8 protein-coding genes are annotated in these 18,098 nt (G+C 54.5%); 6 read left to right on the forward strand and 2 right to left on the reverse strand.

Annotated elements, in window-relative coordinates:
- Positions 1-498: IS110 family transposase (locus ACTQXM_RS06775; protein ID WP_441537392.1), on the reverse strand; the 498-nt coding region annotated here is incomplete at its 3' end.
- A 496-nt stretch (positions 499-994) separates the two neighbouring features.
- Here ACTQXM_RS06775 and ACTQXM_RS06780 point away from each other — a divergent pair.
- The 6 genes from ACTQXM_RS06780 (at position 995) to ACTQXM_RS06805 (ending at position 16,546) form a co-directional block, all read left to right on the forward strand.
- Complete coding sequence (locus tag ACTQXM_RS06780; RefSeq protein WP_441537393.1) at positions 995-1,729, forward strand: exonuclease domain-containing protein; 735 nt, start codon at positions 995-997, stop codon at positions 1,727-1,729.
- Positions 1,730-2,028: 299 nt separating this feature from the next.
- Complete coding sequence (locus tag ACTQXM_RS06785) at positions 2,029-7,344, forward strand: AAA domain-containing protein (protein WP_441537394.1); 5,316 nt, start codon at positions 2,029-2,031, stop codon at positions 7,342-7,344.
- A 262-nt stretch (positions 7,345-7,606) separates the two neighbouring features.
- Positions 7,607-10,885: a helicase-related protein gene (locus tag ACTQXM_RS06790; protein ID WP_441537395.1), complete on the forward strand. Its 3,279-nt coding sequence runs from the start codon at positions 7,607-7,609 to the stop codon at positions 10,883-10,885.
- Positions 10,882-11,652 carry a DUF4391 domain-containing protein gene (locus ACTQXM_RS06795; RefSeq protein WP_441537396.1) on the forward strand — a complete coding sequence of 257 codons (771 nt, stop codon included), beginning with the start codon at positions 10,882-10,884 and terminating at the stop codon, positions 11,650-11,652. The genes ACTQXM_RS06790 and ACTQXM_RS06795 overlap by 4 nt, the downstream gene beginning before the upstream one ends.
- The gene (locus ACTQXM_RS06800; protein ID WP_441537397.1) at positions 11,645-13,510 is read left to right on the forward strand and encodes a site-specific DNA-methyltransferase; all 1,866 of its coding nucleotides are present in this window, start codon (positions 11,645-11,647) and stop codon (positions 13,508-13,510) included. The genes ACTQXM_RS06795 and ACTQXM_RS06800 overlap by 8 nt, the downstream gene beginning before the upstream one ends.
- Before the next feature lie 3 nt (positions 13,511-13,513).
- On the forward strand, positions 13,514-16,546 hold the full coding sequence (locus tag ACTQXM_RS06805) for a restriction endonuclease (protein ID WP_427717663.1): 3,033 nt from the start codon (positions 13,514-13,516) through the stop codon (positions 16,544-16,546).
- 207 nt (positions 16,547-16,753) lie between these two features.
- Here ACTQXM_RS06805 and ACTQXM_RS06810 read toward each other — a convergent pair whose 3' ends face one another.
- Entirely contained in the window at positions 16,754-18,088 is a 1,335-nt protein-coding gene (locus tag ACTQXM_RS06810) for a hypothetical protein (RefSeq protein ID WP_427717665.1), read from the reverse strand.
- Positions 18,089-18,098: the final 10 nt, after the last annotated feature.

Genomic DNA, 18,098 nt, shown 5'->3' on the forward strand with positions numbered 1-18,098 from the left:
TCCCCTCCTCGTCCCGTCGGCGTTGCGCTCGTCCCAGACGTGGCCCAGCCTGATCAGGAACATGTTGAGGCGCTGCCTGGCGCGGCGGCACTCCGCCGTGGCGTCGTCGAGGGCGCGGTCGAGGTCCCGGGCGGCCTCGACGGCCGCATCGGGCAGCGGGACCTCCACGATGTTGTGGGTGGCGAGCATGCGGGCGATGAACTCGGCGTCGCGCCGGTCGTTCTTGCGGCGCGCGTCCGCCGCCGGCCTCTGCATCTTGGAGACGGCGGCCACGGCGCAGTCGAGGCCGAGCGCGCGCAGCTCGCGCGCCATGTGGAAGCCGGTGGGGCCGCTCTCGTAGCAGGCCCTGGGCTCCTCGAACCCGAGGGCCCACTCCGCGATCTCGGCGGCGTCCGTCCCGAAGTCACGGTGCACCACCTCGCCGGTGAAGGGGTTGAACGCCGCGGCGGCGACCGATCGCGCGTGGACGTCCAGGCCGATGGAGGTAACATGGGGCATGGGAAGCCTCCTCCCCGCAGGTGCGGTAAGGGCTACCGCACGGGCCGATACTCAAAGCCCATTGTGGCATCCCGAGCCCGCGGAAAGAAGCTGCGCCGCGGGGGAGGCGACCCAAATGGCTTTCTCATATCGTCTTTTGCTTCGTACGCTGCTTAAGTGCCTCGGAAAGTCCGATAAGCGCGGTGAGGAGCGAGACCAAAGCGGTCAGGAGCTTCACGAAATCAATCAGATCGGTCATGGGCATCACCTCCCGTCGCATGGAGGGCGCTGCCCGGCACATGGAACTGCCGTCAACAATAACCAGTCTATCAAACTGCAGTCATAAATACGAATATATGTTCGCTCATAACAGCGACGTGGCCATCTCAAAGCGCGGCTTTACGCAAAGGTGCCGGGTGGCCGCGCTGGGCGCTTCCATGTCCGCACGGGCGCCTATCCTTACGGCAATGTAGCCGCCTATGTAGCAAGCGGCAGGCAACGGAGAAAGGCCCTAACCGTGTCAGCTGAAAAGACGCCGGGTATCTCGGCTATCGATACGACGAACTTTGCGCGACAGATCGTGCTGGACTTTGAGTTTGCGCCGGTGCCAAAGCAGCGCCAGCGCCGTGGACTGCGCAATGAGATTATCGAGGTCGGCGCCGTCAAGCTCGACTATCACGGCAATGTTATGGGCGAGTTCTCGCAGTTTGTGCAGACGGAATTTACCGAAGGCGTTGCGTTTCCCGTTCGCGAGCTCACAGGGATATCGGCCGTGGACACCGCGATGGCCGATCCGCTCTACATGGTGATCAAAAGGCTCAGCGATTGGATCGGTCGATACTCCGCCCAGATAGTTTGCTGGAGCGGGACGGACCGTCGACAGCTTTTGGCCGAGTGCCAGGCAAAGCGCATCGATCTTTCCGCATTTCCTACGGACTGGGCCGACCTGCAGGCGTTTTACACTTCGATCATGGACGTGGGCAGCCATGGGCGCGTTTCGTTGGGCGACGCGGCAACGTGGTTCGGCATCGAGTTCGACGAGTCGACGGGCCATGCCCACAGCGCCCTAGCCGATGCGCGCGTGACCGCCAAGCTGCTCAAGCAGGTGATGGACGGGGACTACCACGTGAGCCCGCGCGCCCAGGAAGTCCGCCAGCGGTGGGGGATGGGCGAGCGAGCCCAGACGCGCCTTTCCAGCAAGTGCCCCGAGCTGGGCGACCTGCTGCTGAAGCTGAAGGCGGAGGGGAGGTAGGGGCGTTGTCGGTCCTCGCAACCGAAGCCCATTTGATAAATTGTCCTCATGCGAAAAAGCTATAAGTCAATGGCCCCGGGAATGACCCCTGATTCAAGTCACCGGGGCTCATTTTATATTGATATGAGATTGTAGCGATTCATATGCGTGCGATGCATTCCGTTGAGTTAGAGGGCCCTACTGATAACTAGGCATGCAAACGCACGCTTGTCGATTTAATGCCAATATCGCCAGGTTTTCCGCGTAAGCTAGTAACATATTGTGCTGGCCGAGATAGATGACTGCGCGGATGGTGTCAAATGGGTTCTGATCTCAATAACTTATCGGTTGTAGATAAGGCAGAGGCCCTTTTTGGATACTTGGAAGAGTTCTCCAAGATTAGGATGAAGATCGTTCGCAACGTAAGCGATTACGCTTCGGACTGCATTGATTTGGAGAGCTTGCCAACAGATAACGGATGGATCGAGGTGCGATTTCGCGATTCCGCTAATAACGATGGTCCGATTTTGAGTGTCGCTAAACCGGAGTTCAAAACGTGCCCGCAGCCTCCGGATGAGATCGCGCCGTGGATTGCAAGCGGATGGGAAAGCTATAAGAACCAGATAGGGTTCAAGTTTCCACCCGAGGAGCTTGCGGAGGCAAATGAAGAAGCGCCTCAAGATCTATTTATGTCCGATCCCGCTAGAGCTCAACTGCTTGAGGAATGGGGTGGCGAGCGAGACAAATGGGTCACATACCAAACTAAGGCGACAGAAGCCTCTGGGGTGTATGAGCGCCTGTTTAAAATGAAAGAAAAACTCAAGAGCGACCCCGATAAACTCGAGGTTGTTGCCGCATCGATGAACGTTCGGCTTTCCGAAGACAAGAGGGTGGATCACCCAGTCTTTACGCGGAACATGAGGATTCAGCTCGATGCGGAAAAGGGAATCATTTCCGTTGAAGACGTCGATTCCGACACGTTGATTCAAAAGGACCTGCTGTCTCAGTCTCAGAATCTGACGATGAGCAAGATTAGTGAGGCGGAACAGAGGCTCGACGAGGAAGAAGTGCATCCGCTTGATCGTGATGCAATTGCCCGTGAAGCCAAACTGCTCGTGAATCAGCTATCGCCCAAGTCTCGTTATTTTGACCGCGCTGATGCTGCGCGAGACCAAGAAGCCGATATAGACGTTCGACCCGGTTTCTATTTAATCTTTAGGCAGCGCCCTGATGGAACCGCGGGCGCTATCGGCAGAATTGTAAAAACGATTGATGAGACTCAGCGCGTCCCTGCGTTCTTAAACGGCCTTCTTGGCGAGTTTACGCACGATGAAACCACTCCGGTCCTTGAGGATTTATCGGACGGGTCTACGGTTTCTCGGCGCTTGGCGGAGGCAAACGGAGAAGACGACGAGATTCTATTGGCGAAACCTGCCAACCGTGCGCAGTTAGAGATTGCCAAGCGAATCGAGCAAGATGACGCCGTTCTCGTTCAGGGCCCTCCGGGTACCGGTAAAACCCATACGATTGCAAACCTGATGGGAAGCTTTTTGGCACAAGGCAAAAGGGTGCTTGTAACGAGCTATACCTCAAAGGCTTTGACGGTTCTTGCCGACAAGATGCCTCCTGAGCTCAGAAGCCTTTGTGTGTCTTCGCTGGCATCTAACGGCAAGGACGCTCGTGATTCGGTAGAAGCAATCGTCAACCATCTCGGCGAGCATTCGATAAGTGAACTGAATAAATCCGTGCAGGAATTATCTTGTCAGCGAGAAGAGATACTGGTTGATCTTGCAAAGGCGCGCAAATCCGCCTTTGTTGAACGAGAGGCCGAGAACAAACAGTTTGATCTGGGGAATGAAACCCTCACTCCGCATGATGCCGCGCAATTTGTTGCGAAGAATAAGGAAGAGCTGGACGACATTATTCCCGGCCAGGTGAAGCTGTTAGCGCAGCTTGATATTTCGATTGTCGAGGAGCTTTACCAAAGCAACGGCATTGCCTCTGCAGAAGATGAGGCAGAGGCGATCTGTCTACAGGATGTCGACTGGATGGCTTTGCTCCCCAAGCCAGACGTCTATGCACAGGAGTTTGAGAAATATAACCAAGCCAGTTCTTTGGCGGACGAGCTGATTCGTCGCCACGGTTGGGAACTATGCGACGATGGGGGAACGGTGGAGATTGGATCGGCTGTTCTTCCCGTTTTGGACGATGAGTCCGAAGCATTCGGCACGGTGAAGAACCTCGTAATGCACGGAGCTCTGAGCGAGGAGTGGCAGCGAGGGGTCGCTGCGAGATCCTTGAGGGGCGAGGGCGAGAAAACGATCTGGTATCGTCTCTGCGATGAGGTTCAGTTGCTTGAACAGCAGGCTTCGTCATATCGAAGCAAGTGGTTTCCGAGGCAGGTTGCGCTTGGTGACAACGGCGATTATCAACAACTGCGCGCGCTTGTAAGCGGGTACAAAGAGTACCTAGCTAAAACGGGCCTGCGAAAGTTGCTTTCTTCGGTCAAGAGCTTGCCCGATGGTGTGGCGGTCAACGGGGCACAGGCGGCTTCGCCCGAGGACTGCGATGCCATCCTGGATTACATAGAGCTTATGGACAAGCGACACGCTTGCGCCATTCAATGGGATGCGCTTATGGGAACCGTTGGCGTGAGCTGCTTTGCAGAGTTGGATAGCAGTGAGCCCGAGCACGTGGCATTTCGATATGTTGAGGGTATTAAGGCGGCCCTTGCGTGGAAAGCCGAGTGCATTGACAAGCTGTTTGACGCATTGGACTCAAACGGTATCTCTCATGAAGCGTTCTTTGACTGCCCTTCCATGATTTCCGAAAAGGAGGTCGTGGCCAAAACCTTGCAAGCACTGGAAACGGATCTCACGGATTACCTTAAGTTGTGTGTCGCACTCAAAAAAATAAGGGCGATTAAGGCATGGGCAGAGGACGTTTTGAAGAGAATCGAAGACGCTTCGGCCAAGCACTGTGAGACCGCTGTCGCATTGAGCGACTGCATCGTGCAGCTTCGCCCAGCTGGGGATTTCGGCGAAGCGGTTGACCCCGAACTCGGCTTGGTGCAAACATACCGCGATCAGTACAATCGTCTACAGTGGCTGTGCGAAATAAGGGCGGCAGTTAAGCGCCGACATGAGCAACTGAATCAGTTGTCGCAAATTGCTCCGGGATGGGCACAAGCCGTTCGTGAGCGCGAGGGCGTTCACGGGGCTACGAGCGTTCCGCGGGATATCGAACGAGCATGGAAATACAAGCAGTGCCAGGCAATTGTTGAGTATGCCGATCGTGCAAACTCTTCCAATCCCCAGAAGGAAATTTCTGAGCTGGGCAAACGCTATCGTGACATAACGGCAAAATTGGCAGGCATGATGGCGTGGCTCAAGATTCACAAGGACCTTGAGAGCAATACAGAGCTCAAGGTCGCGCTGAACGGCTGGAAGCAGACGGTCGCGCGAATTGGCAAGGGAACGGGCAAGAATGCATCGCGGCATCGCTCGAAGGCCCGTGCTCTCATGGCGAAATGTCAGCGGGCTGTGCCGGCATGGATTATGCCGATTGGCCAAGCGCTTGACTCTTTTGACCCCGCCAACAATCTGTTTGATATCGTAATCATCGACGAGGCAAGCCAGGCCGACATGACCGCCCTGGCTATTACATATCTTGCAAAAAAGGTAATTGTTGTTGGTGATGACAAACAGGTAAGCCCTCTTTCTGTCGGTGCAAAGGAATCCACTGCCGAAGGATTGGCTGCTTCATATATCGAGGGAAAGGGAATTCCCAACGCCCATCTGTATCGAGCAAGATACTCGCTTTACGAAATTGCCCAGCAGGGCTTTTCGCCCATCATGCTTACCGAGCACTTTAGGTGCGTGCCGGATATCATCGGCTTTAGCAATGGGCTATCGTACGGTGGAAAAATCAAGGCGCTGAGAGACGCCGATGCGGGTGGATTGATGCCGGCGTTGGTTCCCTTTCGCGTCAAAAGCGGCATGCGCTCGGGCAAGGCGAAGATTAACCAGCAAGAGGCCAAAGCCGCAGTTGCGATTATCCGTGCCTGTCTTGAGCAGCCAGAATATGAGAACAAGACATTTGGCGTTTTGTCCTTGCTGGGAGAAGAGCAGGCTGACTTGATTCGAAACGAACTGCTTAAAGAGATGGATCCCGCTGAGTTTGAAAAACATGAGATTATTTGCGGCAACGCTGCGGGTTTCCAGGGCGATGAACGCGATGTCATGATTCTAAGCATGGTTGACAGCAACGAATCCGAGACTCCCTTGCGCTTTATGGGGACGGGCTCGGATGACGCATACAAGAAGCGCTACAACGTTGCTGCGAGCCGCGCGAAAGACCAGATGTGGCTTGTATATTCGCTTGATCCAGTTCGTGATTTAAAGAGTGGCGACCTGCGTAGGCAGCTAATTGAGTACATGCTCGACCCGCATACGTTTGACACTCAGATTGAGGAGACGCAAGAAAAAGCCGAGTCTGATTTTGAGTTGCAGGTGTGCACTGAGCTTTCCAAGCGCGGTTATCAATATGAGCAGCAAAAGGAAGTCGGAAGCTACCGCATTGATATTGTCGTGCAAAGCGACCATCACAACGTTGCTATCGAATGCGACGGCGATCGTTGGCATTCAACCGAGGGGCAAATTATCGCGGACATGGAGCGACAGACGATTCTGGAACGTGTGGGATGGGATTTCATCCGTATTCGAGGTAGTGAATTCTACAGCGATCGGGATGCAACGATGGATCGAGTTGTAGCCGAACTCGCTATTTACGACATTAAGCCAGGCCAGCAGCTCCCCACGGTTGCCCGTGACACCAGCGAACTTCTCGAGCGAGTGCTCGAGGCGGTTCGTGACAATTTCGATGACGAAGTGGACGAGAACACACTCGAGTCCACGGTTGCTCGAGATTCGGCCATCGCAGCCGCTCTTCAAGAACAGGAGCCGCCGCGCGAGCCGGATATGCTATCGAAAGATGATGGCGCTAAGGAAGCGCATGCCAAGGCGGATGACTTTGCTGTTGCGGCTGGCTGCTCGGATGTGATCGAGAATGACGACGCAAGCGGCCAGTGCGAGCAGGTGGACGAACAACGTGGACAGACAATAACTGAGGATTCGCGTCAGGAGATGCTTCTGCTCGCACTCGAACGGGCAGGGCATCGGTTCTATGAAACCGAGCAGGCGGACGTCTTTTGGGTGCTTGGGGACTTATCAATGCGGGCGTCAATAAAGGACATCTGTTCTTCGTTTGATTACAGTTGCGTTTACAACTTTGGGGACACCGGCGCGAACACTGGTCTTTCCGGATGGATTTTGTACCCTAAGGGTAAGCGGGCTAGCATTGCACATGCGCTGCAATCAGAAGCGCTTACGCTGCAATCAGAAGCACTTAAATGGCATAAAGGAAACGATTGCGGGGATGCTTTGCTTGCTGAGTTGAACTCTCTGGGCCTCACCTGTATTGATAAGCGAAGCAAACACGGTGCGCTATGGGTCATTGACGATCCGGTGTTTAAGGAAAAGCGCCTCGGCATCGAGGCAAAATATAAAGTGAGGTTCAAATACAGCAAACAAGGGTCAAGGTCGACATCGTCCCGACCTGCGTGGTACACAAAATAACGAAGCATTCACGAAGTACATGAACGGTGTCTATTAATTGCACAACAAATAATTGAGGTCGTAGAGATAACCCGCTTGCCGAAAATGTCCTGACGCTCCTCTATAGTTGGGAGACAATGGATAAAGTTTTAGCAAGGGGCCTCTGCGTCCTGAGACGATAGCAATTAAACCTGGAGTGTACTTCGTGGATATACCTGCGGATAAACTTCGGGGGGGGGGCGCTTCGAAGCAGGCGTCCCCTCTCGGTCAATAATGAAATAGCTTGGCACGCCGTCTTAAGGACGGTGTGCTGATGGAGTTTCTCGATAACGTCGGACGCAATCGTCTGGGAGACGCACTCGCTAAATCCATCGATGAGGGCGCCAAGCTCTCAATCATCAGCAGTTACTTTACGGTCTTTGCTTTCTCTGAGCTCAAAGAAGAGCTGGAGAAGCTTGACTCAGTGCGTTTTCTCTTTAGCGAACCTACGTTCGTTAAGCGCATGGCCACCGATAAGGATCCACGCCAGTTTGCCATATCGCAATGCTCGCGCGAGCGTGGCGTGGGCGGCTTGGGTCTCGAGCTCACGCTGCGCAACAATCTCAATCAACGCGCCATTGCCCGTGAGTGCGCCGAATGGGTGCGCGCTAAGTGCGAGTTTCAATCTGCCAAGATGAACGGGGCAATTCAGCCCGGAGGCACCTATATAGTCGAGAACCCCAATGGCGACGACCATGCTTTCATGGGTGCCGCCGCTGACTTTACCCAGGAAGGACTTGGTTACGAGCGCCGCCCCAACACCGTAATGGGCGTAAGCCACTACGAGGGCGCGACGGAAACTGCCGGCCTAAAGGCGATGTTTGAGTCCGTCTGGGATAAGCCTGCGATGGTCGCCGATGTTACCGATGAGGTGGCGGCGCAGGTAGGCACGCTCTATCGTGAGAATCCGCCCGAGTTCGTTTATTTCCTTACGCTTTACCACTTGTTCCGCGATTACCTTTCCGACGAAGATAACGATTTGAGGCCCGGCCTTAAGTTTGAGGAGTCCGTTGTCTGGAACAAGCTCTACGACTTCCAAAAGGACGCCGTGGTGGGCGCCATCCGAAAGCTCGAGAAGTACAAGGGCTGCATCATTGCGGACAGCGTTGGTTTGGGTAAGACCTATGAGGCACTCGCCGTTATTAAATACTACCAGGAACGCAATGACCGCATTCTGGTACTGGCACCTAAACGCTTGCGCGATAACTGGACGCTGTGGACGCAAGATAACGATGACCGCAACCCGTTGGCGGACGATCGTCTTAACTACACCGTACTCAATCACACCGATCTGTCCCGTTATGCGGGCATGAGCGGCGATGTCGACCTGGAGCACCTACGCTGGGGCCACTATGACCTGCTGGTGATCGATGAGAGCCATAACTTCCGTAACAAGAGCACGGATTCCGAGAAAAAGGACCGTTACACACGCCTCATTGAGGATGTGATTAAGAGTGGACGGCGCACCAAGGTGCTGATGCTCTCGGCTACGCCTGTGAACAATCGCCTGCTGGATCTGCGCAACCAGATTGAGCTCATCACCGAGGGCGATGATGCGTATCTGGCGGATACTGATGGTATTGAGTCGATTACTCAGGTGTGCCGTACAGCACAAGCGCGCTTCAACGAGTGGAGCAAGCTCGACGATGCCGAGCGCACCACCGAGAGCTTCGTCAACGCCGTCAACGCCGATTACTTTAAGCTGCTCGACGTGCTTACCATCGCGCGCAGCCGCAAGCATATCTCTAAGTACTATGGCGCCGCTTCGGGTACGTTCCCGCAGCGTCGCAAGCCCCTCTCTATTACCACGCCAATCGATTTGGCGGGGGAGCTTCCTCCTATCGCTGAGCTCAATGACATGATCGCTCAGCTCACGTTTGCGCAGTATCAGTTGCTTTCTTATGTACGCAGCGATAAGCGTCGTAAGTACGAGGATCGTTACGGCGACACCTGGGGCAAGGACTTTGAGAGCCAGGTCCACCGTACGGGTGCTGTTGCCAACCTTATGCGCGTAAACGTGCTCAAGCGAATGGAATCTTCGGTTAACAGTTTCCGAATCACGCTCTCGCGCATCCTGGTGGGATGCGAGGAGCTTCGCGCGCGGCTCGATGACCCTGCGGCCATGGGAGCGGGAAGCTATGATGCGGCGGGCATCGAGGATGGCATGGACGACGATGATGCCGAGGAAATCGAGCGCGGTGGCAAGGTGCGCGTCGACCTGCGCGATGTCGATGCCTTGCGTCTGGGCAGCGATCTGGACTTTGATATCACCGTGCTGCGCCGCCTACTCGACTATGCCAATGCCGTAACGCCTGAGCGCGATGCTAAGTTGGATGAGCTCTACAAGTTCATAGTCGATAAGGTCAATAACCCCTACAACCCCGGCAACCGCAAAGTGCTCGTATTCACGGCGTTTGGGGACACGGCGGACTATCTATTTGAGCAGCTATCGCCTCGTCTTAAGAACGAGCTCGGCCTTGAGTGTGCCGAGGTTGCCGGAAGCGCAAATCGCACTTACTCGCTTAAGTTGCGCCGAACCACCTTCGAGAACATCCTGGCGTACTTTAGTCCGCGCTCCAAGGAGCTGCCCGAGGCGTCTCTCGCTGCAGGCGAAATCGATGTTGTCTTTGCCACGGACTGCATCTCCGAGGGCCAAAATCTTCAGGACTGCGACTGTCTCGTCAACTATGACATTCACTGGAATCCGGTACGCATTATCCAGCGCTTTGGTCGTATCGACCGTTTGGGCTCCACCAACACGCAAATTCAGTTGGTGGACTTTTGGCCCGACATTGCGCTCGATGAGTACATTCAGCTCGAGAGTCGCGTAAAGGGTCGTATGGCCTTGCTCGACGCCTCGGCCACCGGCGAGGAGAACGTGCTGGAGTCCAAAGCAACGGGCGAGATGAACGACCTTAAGTATCGTCGCCAGCAACTTCAGCAGCTCAAGAGCGAGGTGCTGGATCTGGAGGATATTTCAGGCGGCATCTCGATCACCGACTTCGCTTTCGATGATTTTCGTGTTGAATTGCAGCGCTACGAAAAGGAACACCCGGGTCTTTTAGAAAACTCGCCGGCTGGTATGCATGCGGTGGCGCGCATTCCCGATGAACTGCGTGATTCCGTGGCGCCGGGCGTGGTGTTCTGTTTGGCGCAAAACGATGAGAATGCGAACCCCAAGGACACGAATCCTACCTTCCCGTATTACGTGGTGTACGTATCGGCCGACGGCGATGTGATGACCAAACATACACAGCCCAAGCATGCGCTCGATATGATGCGCGCCTGTTGCGCGGGCGAATCTGAGCCAATTGCGGAGCTGTGTCGCGACTTTAACCGCGAGACGCGCGACGGCGAGCGTATGGGCGCTTACACCGAGCTTTTGGACAAAGTGGTTGCCACCATTAGCGGCGTGCAACAGGACAAGGGCATTGAGAGCCTGTTCTCGCTGGGCGAAGTGGGAACGGGCACGAGCCTTGGCTTCGACGATTACTCGCTGATCAGTTTTGCGGTGTTGCGATGAGAGGTTTTGACTGGAACGACGTGTTCTGTTTGCCCGATGCCGCTCTGGCGGGTGACAGGCGTATCCCCAAGACGGTGCTCACGCGCCAAGCTCAGCTTACAAAGACCGAGCAGAAAGTGCTCGATCGTGTAGCTGCGCTTATGCACTTTGCCACCGTGCAAAAGTCCACGACGCGCATCGCACCTGTTCAAGATGATGAACACGATATTCAAAGCGTGCTCATCCTTCGATGCGAGCTGTCTCGTGGGGCGGCTTATGCCGAGGTGGCAAGGCTCGTCCACAAGTGTTTTCCCAATCCAACGGTGATTCTGTTTGGCGGCGAGGACGAGGCTTGCATTTCGCTGGCAACGACGCGTAAGAGCCTTGCTGAGCAGGGCGCCATGGTGATTGATGACGTTGAGTCAACGGGGGCATTCGATCTTGGTGACACACGGTATGCACCGTTTTTGGATGCACTCGCGTTTGATCGATTGCCACAGGTGAATCTTCTGGTCTATCTGCGCAGCATTGCCTGGGCAGTGCGACTTTCACGCGTGGTTCCGTCTCTAGGATTCTTTCCGACGTGCGCGGAACAGGATTATGAGCGTCTGGAGGGGTTGGTGGCGCGGAGAGATGTGCTCGCTTCGCAAGTTGAGGATACCAAGCGGCGCCGTCGCGATCGGGAATTGACCCTGAATGAATCTGCGCACCTACGCATGGACCTCAAAAAGCTGGAAAAGGAGCTCGGTCAGACGACCGACGAGATAAAGGAGATCTGTAATGGCTGAGATCGAGAAGATGAACCTCGAGTCCGAAGACCTCGTGGAAGACCGCCTGGCGCAGCTCAAAGAGTTGATGCCCGAGGTATTTACTGAGAGCGGTATCGACTTTGATAAGCTGCGCTTGGAGCTTGGTGACGAGGTCGACGAGGGCCGGGAGCGCTACGCCTTTACCTGGCCTGGCAAGATGGACGCCATTCGTCAGTCGCAAACGCCGAGCACTGCCACGTTGCGCCCTTGCGTTGAGAAGAGCCGTGGCCGCGATGGCGAGGACGGCAGCTTTGACTCTGACAACATCTATATCGAAGGCGATAATCTTGAGGTGCTGAAACTGCTGCAGAGCGGCTATCACGGCAAGGTCAAGATGATCTATATCGATCCACCCTATAACACTGGTAAGGATTTCGTCTACAAAGACAAGTTCGGCGACACGATCGAAAACTACAAGAAGCAGGCAGGGTTGGCCAACCAGTCCAACGCCGATACGAGCGGTCGCTACCACAGCGACTGGTGCTCGATGATGTATCCCCGGCTGAGACTCGCCCGTGAACTTCTAACCGAAGATGGTGTCATCTTTATTAGCATCGATGACAATGAGGACCGCAATTTACGCATCATTTGCGATGAGGTATTCGGGGAGACTAATTTCCTAGCTCAGGTTGTATGGGAAAGAGCTTATTCTCCTATCAATTTAATGAAGCATTTTTCTCCGTCTCATGACTACGTTCTTTGCTATGCAAAGAACGTAGAAATTGCGATTTGCAACGGTATCGCAAGAAGCGATGAAGCGAATAATCGATATGCAAACCCAGACAACGATCCGCGGGGTGTTTGGAAAGCGAGCGATTTGTCAGTTGGCCCCGCAGTTGAAGAGAACATTTACGAGATTAAGACGCCCTCTGGGCGTCTTGTAAAGCCTCCAGCTGGGCGCAGCTGGAGGCTTTCCCGAACTGCGTTTCGGGAAAGGCTCCAGGACAATCGAATATGGTTTGGTCCAAAAGGGGATAACGTTCCCGCTATGAAACGCTTTCTCTCTGAATTGCGCAAGACCGGCGTTACTCCGATGACGATTTGGAAATACGAGGAAGTCGATCATTCTCAGGCCGCCACTCAAAAACTAGCAAAGATGTTTGACGGTAAGAAATACTTTGACTACCCAAAGCCGGTTAAGCTGCTAGAAAGATGTCTTGAACTGTATACGACCCAAGATTGCATCGTTGTTGACTTTTTCTCGGGTTCTGCGACTACTGCACATGCAGCTATGAATTTAAATACTAAAGATGGCGGTAATCGTAAGTACATCATGGTTCAGCTTCCTGAACCAAATTGCTCAAGCCGCGATGCCTTCAAGGACGGCTATGCCACCCTTTGCGATATCGGTGAAGAGCGCATCCGTCGTGCAGGCGATAAGATCAAGGCCGAGATTGAAGATGCCAACGTTCAGCTTAAACTTGGCGAGGAGTCTAAGAAGCTGCCTGACATCGGTTTCCGCGTGTTTTCGCTCGATAATTCTGGCATCGAAAAGCCCCAACCCGGGCAGCTTGTCCTTGACGTGGTCAAGCCCGACCGTTCCGATATGGATATCGTCTTTGAGATGATGCTCAAATGGGGACTCGAACTCACGCTTCCCGTCGAGAAGGAGGAAGTTGCCGGCTATCCCGTATATTCTGTCGCTTGTGGCGAGCTTGTGTGCTGTCTGGCGGACGGCCTTACCATGGAAGCGCTCGATGCTATTGCCGACATGGAGCCGCGCCGTGTGCTCATGCGCGACTCGATCCTTACCGATACGCTCAAGCTCAATGCCGTCCAGGCGTTTAGGCGTGTGGAGGAACGGGCCGGTTACGAGGTACAGCTGAGGACGGTGTAACGCATGGCTTTGGAAATAAAATATTCCGCTGATCAGGAGCACCAGGTCGAGGCCGTCAACGCCGTCTGTGATTTGTTTCGAGGCCAGGAGTTTATGGACTCTGACTTCGTTGCGGAGATGGGTACCGGCATTCTGGAGGGACAGGTTACTCAGGTGGGCCATGCCAACGGCCTTCGGCTCTCGGCGGCCCAGCTCGAGCGTAACCTGCATGTGATCCAAGAAGGTAACGCGCTCGCTCCGTCGAGCGTTGCTACTGACGGGCATCTGCGCGATTTTACCGTCGAAATGGAAACCGGTACGGGCAAGACCTATGTCTATATTCGCACTATCTACGAGCTCAATCGTCGCTATGGGCTGACCAAGTTCATTATCGTGGTGCCGAGTGTCGCCATTCGCGAGGGCGTTAAGAAGAGCTTCGAGAGCACCAAGAAGCACTTCGACATGCTCTATGACAAGGCACCGCTCGAGTGCTTCGTCTATGACTCCAAAGACATGGGGCCGGTGGGTAGCTTTGCCACCTCGAGCTCCATCCAAGTGATGATCATTAATATCGGTGCCTTCGACAAAGATAACGACTTCGATGACGATGAGATCGCCGGGCCCACCGGTGGTCGGGATAAGCGTAACCTGTTCCACCGTCCGAGCGAAAGGCTCATCGGTGGACAAAGTCCGCGCGAGCTTGTAAGCTCATGCAATCCTATCGTCATAATCGACGAGCCGCAGAGCGTTGACTCTACAGCTAAACGCAAAAAGGCTATCCGAAGCCTGAATCCGCTGTTCGTGTTGCGTTATTCGGCAACCCACAAGGAGGCATATAACAAGGTTTATCGCTTGACGCCTGTCGACGCCTTTCAACGCGGACTGGTCAAGGGCATCACCGTCGATTCGGTGCTCTCGCAGGAGGACCTGAATGGCTCGTATGTGAGGCTTGAGTCTACAAAGATTGCCTCGCCCATTACGGCTAAGCTGACAATTGATGTGCGCCAGAAGGATGGTTCTCAGAAGCGCAAAAAGGTAAACGTCAAGACGGGTGACAACCTGTTTAACAAGAGCGGCGAGAATGCCGACTATGAGGCCGGCTGGATTGTGAATAACATCTCCGCCGCTGCTGGCGACGAATGGGTCGAGTTCCAGAACGGCGAACACATCGAGCTTGGTCAGGCCGTTGGTGATGTTGCGGCCGAAGCTATCAAGCGCGCGCAAATCAAGAGCACCATCGAGGACCATCTGCAGCGTCAGCTCGAGCTTGCCCCGCGCGGCATCAAGGTACTTTCGCTGTTCTTTATCGACAAGGTTGAGAAGTACCGCCTGTATGATCCGGTGCGAAACGGCGAGTATGCGCAGATGTTCGAGGAGGAATATACCGCAGCGGTGAATTCGCCCAAGTGGCGCAAGCGCTATGCCGAAGCTGGCGTGAAATTGGATACGGATGCTACTGCGGTACATTCGGGCTACTTCTCGCAGGACGGCAAGGGGCATCTTAAGAATACGTCCGACGCGGCGTCCTCGGCTGCTGACATCTCGACCTTCGAGACTATCATGCGTGATAAGGAGACGCTACTTTCCTTCCCTGCGGACGGCGATGACGACGAGACGCGCGCAAAGAAACGTATCCAGTTTATCTGGAGCCACTCCGCCCTTAAGGAGGGCTGGGATAACCCTAACGTGTTCCAGATCTGCACGCTGGTGGAGACCAAGGACAAGCTGACTAAGCGCCAAAAGATCGGTCGCGGTCTTCGTTTGTGCGTAGATCAGAATGGTGAGCGCTGCTATGACGAAGGCGTGAACGTACTGACTGTCATCGCAAACGAGAGCTATGACTCGTTTGCCAATGGCTTGCAGTCTGAGTTTGAGGAGGATGGCTACAAGTTTGGCATTCTCACCGCTGAGTCTTTCTCGAATGTCGTGGTGGAACGCGAGGACGGAACCGAGGAGCTCTTGGGCTTCCAGAAGTCTAAGGCCGTCTTCGACTCGTTTAAGGACCAGGGGCTCATCGATGATAAGGGCAAGATTACACCCGAGCTCAAGCAGGCGGCCGAGCAGGGTAGTGTCCCTGTTCCCGAGGGTCTGGAAAACGTTAAGACCGAGGTTGAGCGCATTATCCTCAAGAAGGCTCAGAAGCTGCAGATTCGCGACAAGGCCAAAGAGGTTGAGGTTAAGCTCTGCAAGGATGTGACTGCCAACCCTGCTTTCCAGGAGCTTTGGGAGCGCATTCGCAAACGCACACGCTTTGAGGTCGATGTGGACTCCGACAAGCTGGTCGAGGACGCGTGCGAGGAGATTGCCAAGATGCCTGAGGTGAAGGCGCCTGAAATCCTGAGCACGCGTGCGGATCTGACCGTAGATACAGCTGGAGTGAATGCCGAGGCGCGCTCGACCGCGCTCGTGCGAACGGCGGGTCGCGCAGTGTATGACTTGCCCGATCCTATCGCGGAGCTGCAGGATGCCGTCGGTCTTACCCGTGCTACCATCAAGCGCATTCTTGAGGGTTGTGGCCGCTATGACGAGTTTGCTCTCAATCCCGCGTTGTTCCTAGCCCAGGTGGCTTCTAAGGTGAACAAGGTTAAGGCCGTGGCAATTGCCAAGGGCATTAAGTACACCAAGCTGCCCGAGGAAGATTGGTACACGATGAAAGATTTGGACCCTGGTGATCTTAAGGCCTATGTTGGCCAGAACGCTTGGGAGTCCGCGCACCACAAGAGTCTATACAACTACGTTGTCTACGACTCGTCGTCGGTTGAGAAGCCGTTTGCCGTTGAACTTGATCAGGCCGAGGAGATCAAGGTGTTTGCCAAGCTGCCGAGCAGCTTTAAGATCGATACGCCGTTAGGAGCCTACAACCCCGATTGGGCCTACGTGCAAGAGATCGAGGGCGAACATCGCGTGTATTTTGTTACCGAGACTAAGGGCGGCGGAAACAACGATATCCATACGCGCCCGACCGAGCAGGGTAAGATCAATTGTGCCGAGAAGCACTTCGAAGCCATTTGGGAACCTGACTTCTTCTACAACGTAAAGACGACATATCGCTCGTAAGTATTGAGGGGGCGCTGAAGAACCATCTTCAACGCCCCCCCCTATCGTGGACGTTCGGTTGTGATTTCAAGTTTCGCTCGCACCATTGCAATCTTGTGTGCGTAGTATCAGGAAGAAGGCTAGACTGCGAGGGGCATCGGTCTTATGCGGCTAATGGGCTGGAAGGGCTTTCGGCATGAATGGGACGGGAGGGTTCAACTTCTAGTTTTAAGCGAAGATGAACTCAAAATCCTCCATATCCTCAAGCCTCTCTTCGGATGATTTCGCAATCTCCTGCAGCTCGAGATCAAGTGCTTGCATGATGTGCTTGTGTCTGAGATTGGGCTTCTTCACCAAAGACCACTTCAGCTGCCCCATGGCGTAAACGGCGAAGGTAGCCATCTCAGGGTAGCTGAGCTCCATTGGATTCTTCGAGAAGTATATCCTGCCAGCATCGATACCCGCGGCAACTGAATGTGCCAGGAACAGCATGGTGGCGAGCTTAGGATGTTTCTCCCTGTTCTTGGAGAACGGGATGGACTCCTTCACGCTATGCCCCTCATGGATTCGTTTGGAGAAGTATGAGGCTCGCACCGCGATCTCGGCGAGCATGGTGGGGATGCTCTGTGCGCAGAAGTGTTCGAAGTCGTAGCCTTCGTAGTACATGCCTTGGACAATCTCAGCGACTGTTTGCTTCTCTGTCCCAAGTTCGCCAAACTGCATAATATTGAACAGCCCCATGAGGGGCGCCGGGAGACCCATGGCGGTGTTCACATCGGTTTTGAGATGGATGAACTGCCTGATGAGGGCTTCGGCAACGGTCGATGCCTTGCGATCTGTGTATCTGCCAATTTGTTGAACTACTACGTTGCCGGTCTTGTCGACGGTGGTAATGGTTCCGTTGAGGATGTCTCCCACGCCCACTACAAAACCCAGCAGCGGGTCATGGCCTAGCGAGTAGAGCCTGTGCATCGTAGGGTATAGTCCTTCAACCCACGTTTCGGTAAAGCCGGCATTATATTGTGCGTCATACGGGACCTTTGCTACGGGCGTTGCGGAGAGCTTCTTCATTTCGTCTTCGGGAAGCCATTTCTTAAACTGGTCGCGGACGTAGTTCTCAAGGGGCTGTGCTCGTAAGCCCTGTTCATGAGTTCTAGCGGGAACGCCGACTAGGAACATGTCCACTGCGGCAGCTAGAATTCCCGACATCACTGCAATGCCGATGTCAAACTTGTCAAGGCGATGCTGTGCGGCGAATTCCTCATTTAGAGCGGCGAGTTTGCTGTCAACTTCGTCACAGTCTGACTGTGTCAGGAGGCTGTCGAGTCTATCGTCTTCCGAAACGGATTTGTTCGCTTGTGTTGCCATATCATTCCAGGTTGGAACGACAATGAGTGACGATGTGTATTCCTCGGCCCCAGTTTCATCCTCGGGAGTGAGGCTATCTTCCACATTTGTCTCTTCGAGAAGCTCGGCATTTGCCACGAGTGTAGCGATGCGATTCTCATGATCTAGGAGGATCTCTTCGATTTCCCTATGCGGGCCCTTCTTTTTCCTAAACATGGGAGATCTC

It is taken from the genome of Collinsella sp. LCP19S3_D3 (genome assembly GCF_052121455.1).
Taxonomy (GTDB): Bacteria; Actinomycetota; Coriobacteriia; order Coriobacteriales; family Coriobacteriaceae; genus Collinsella.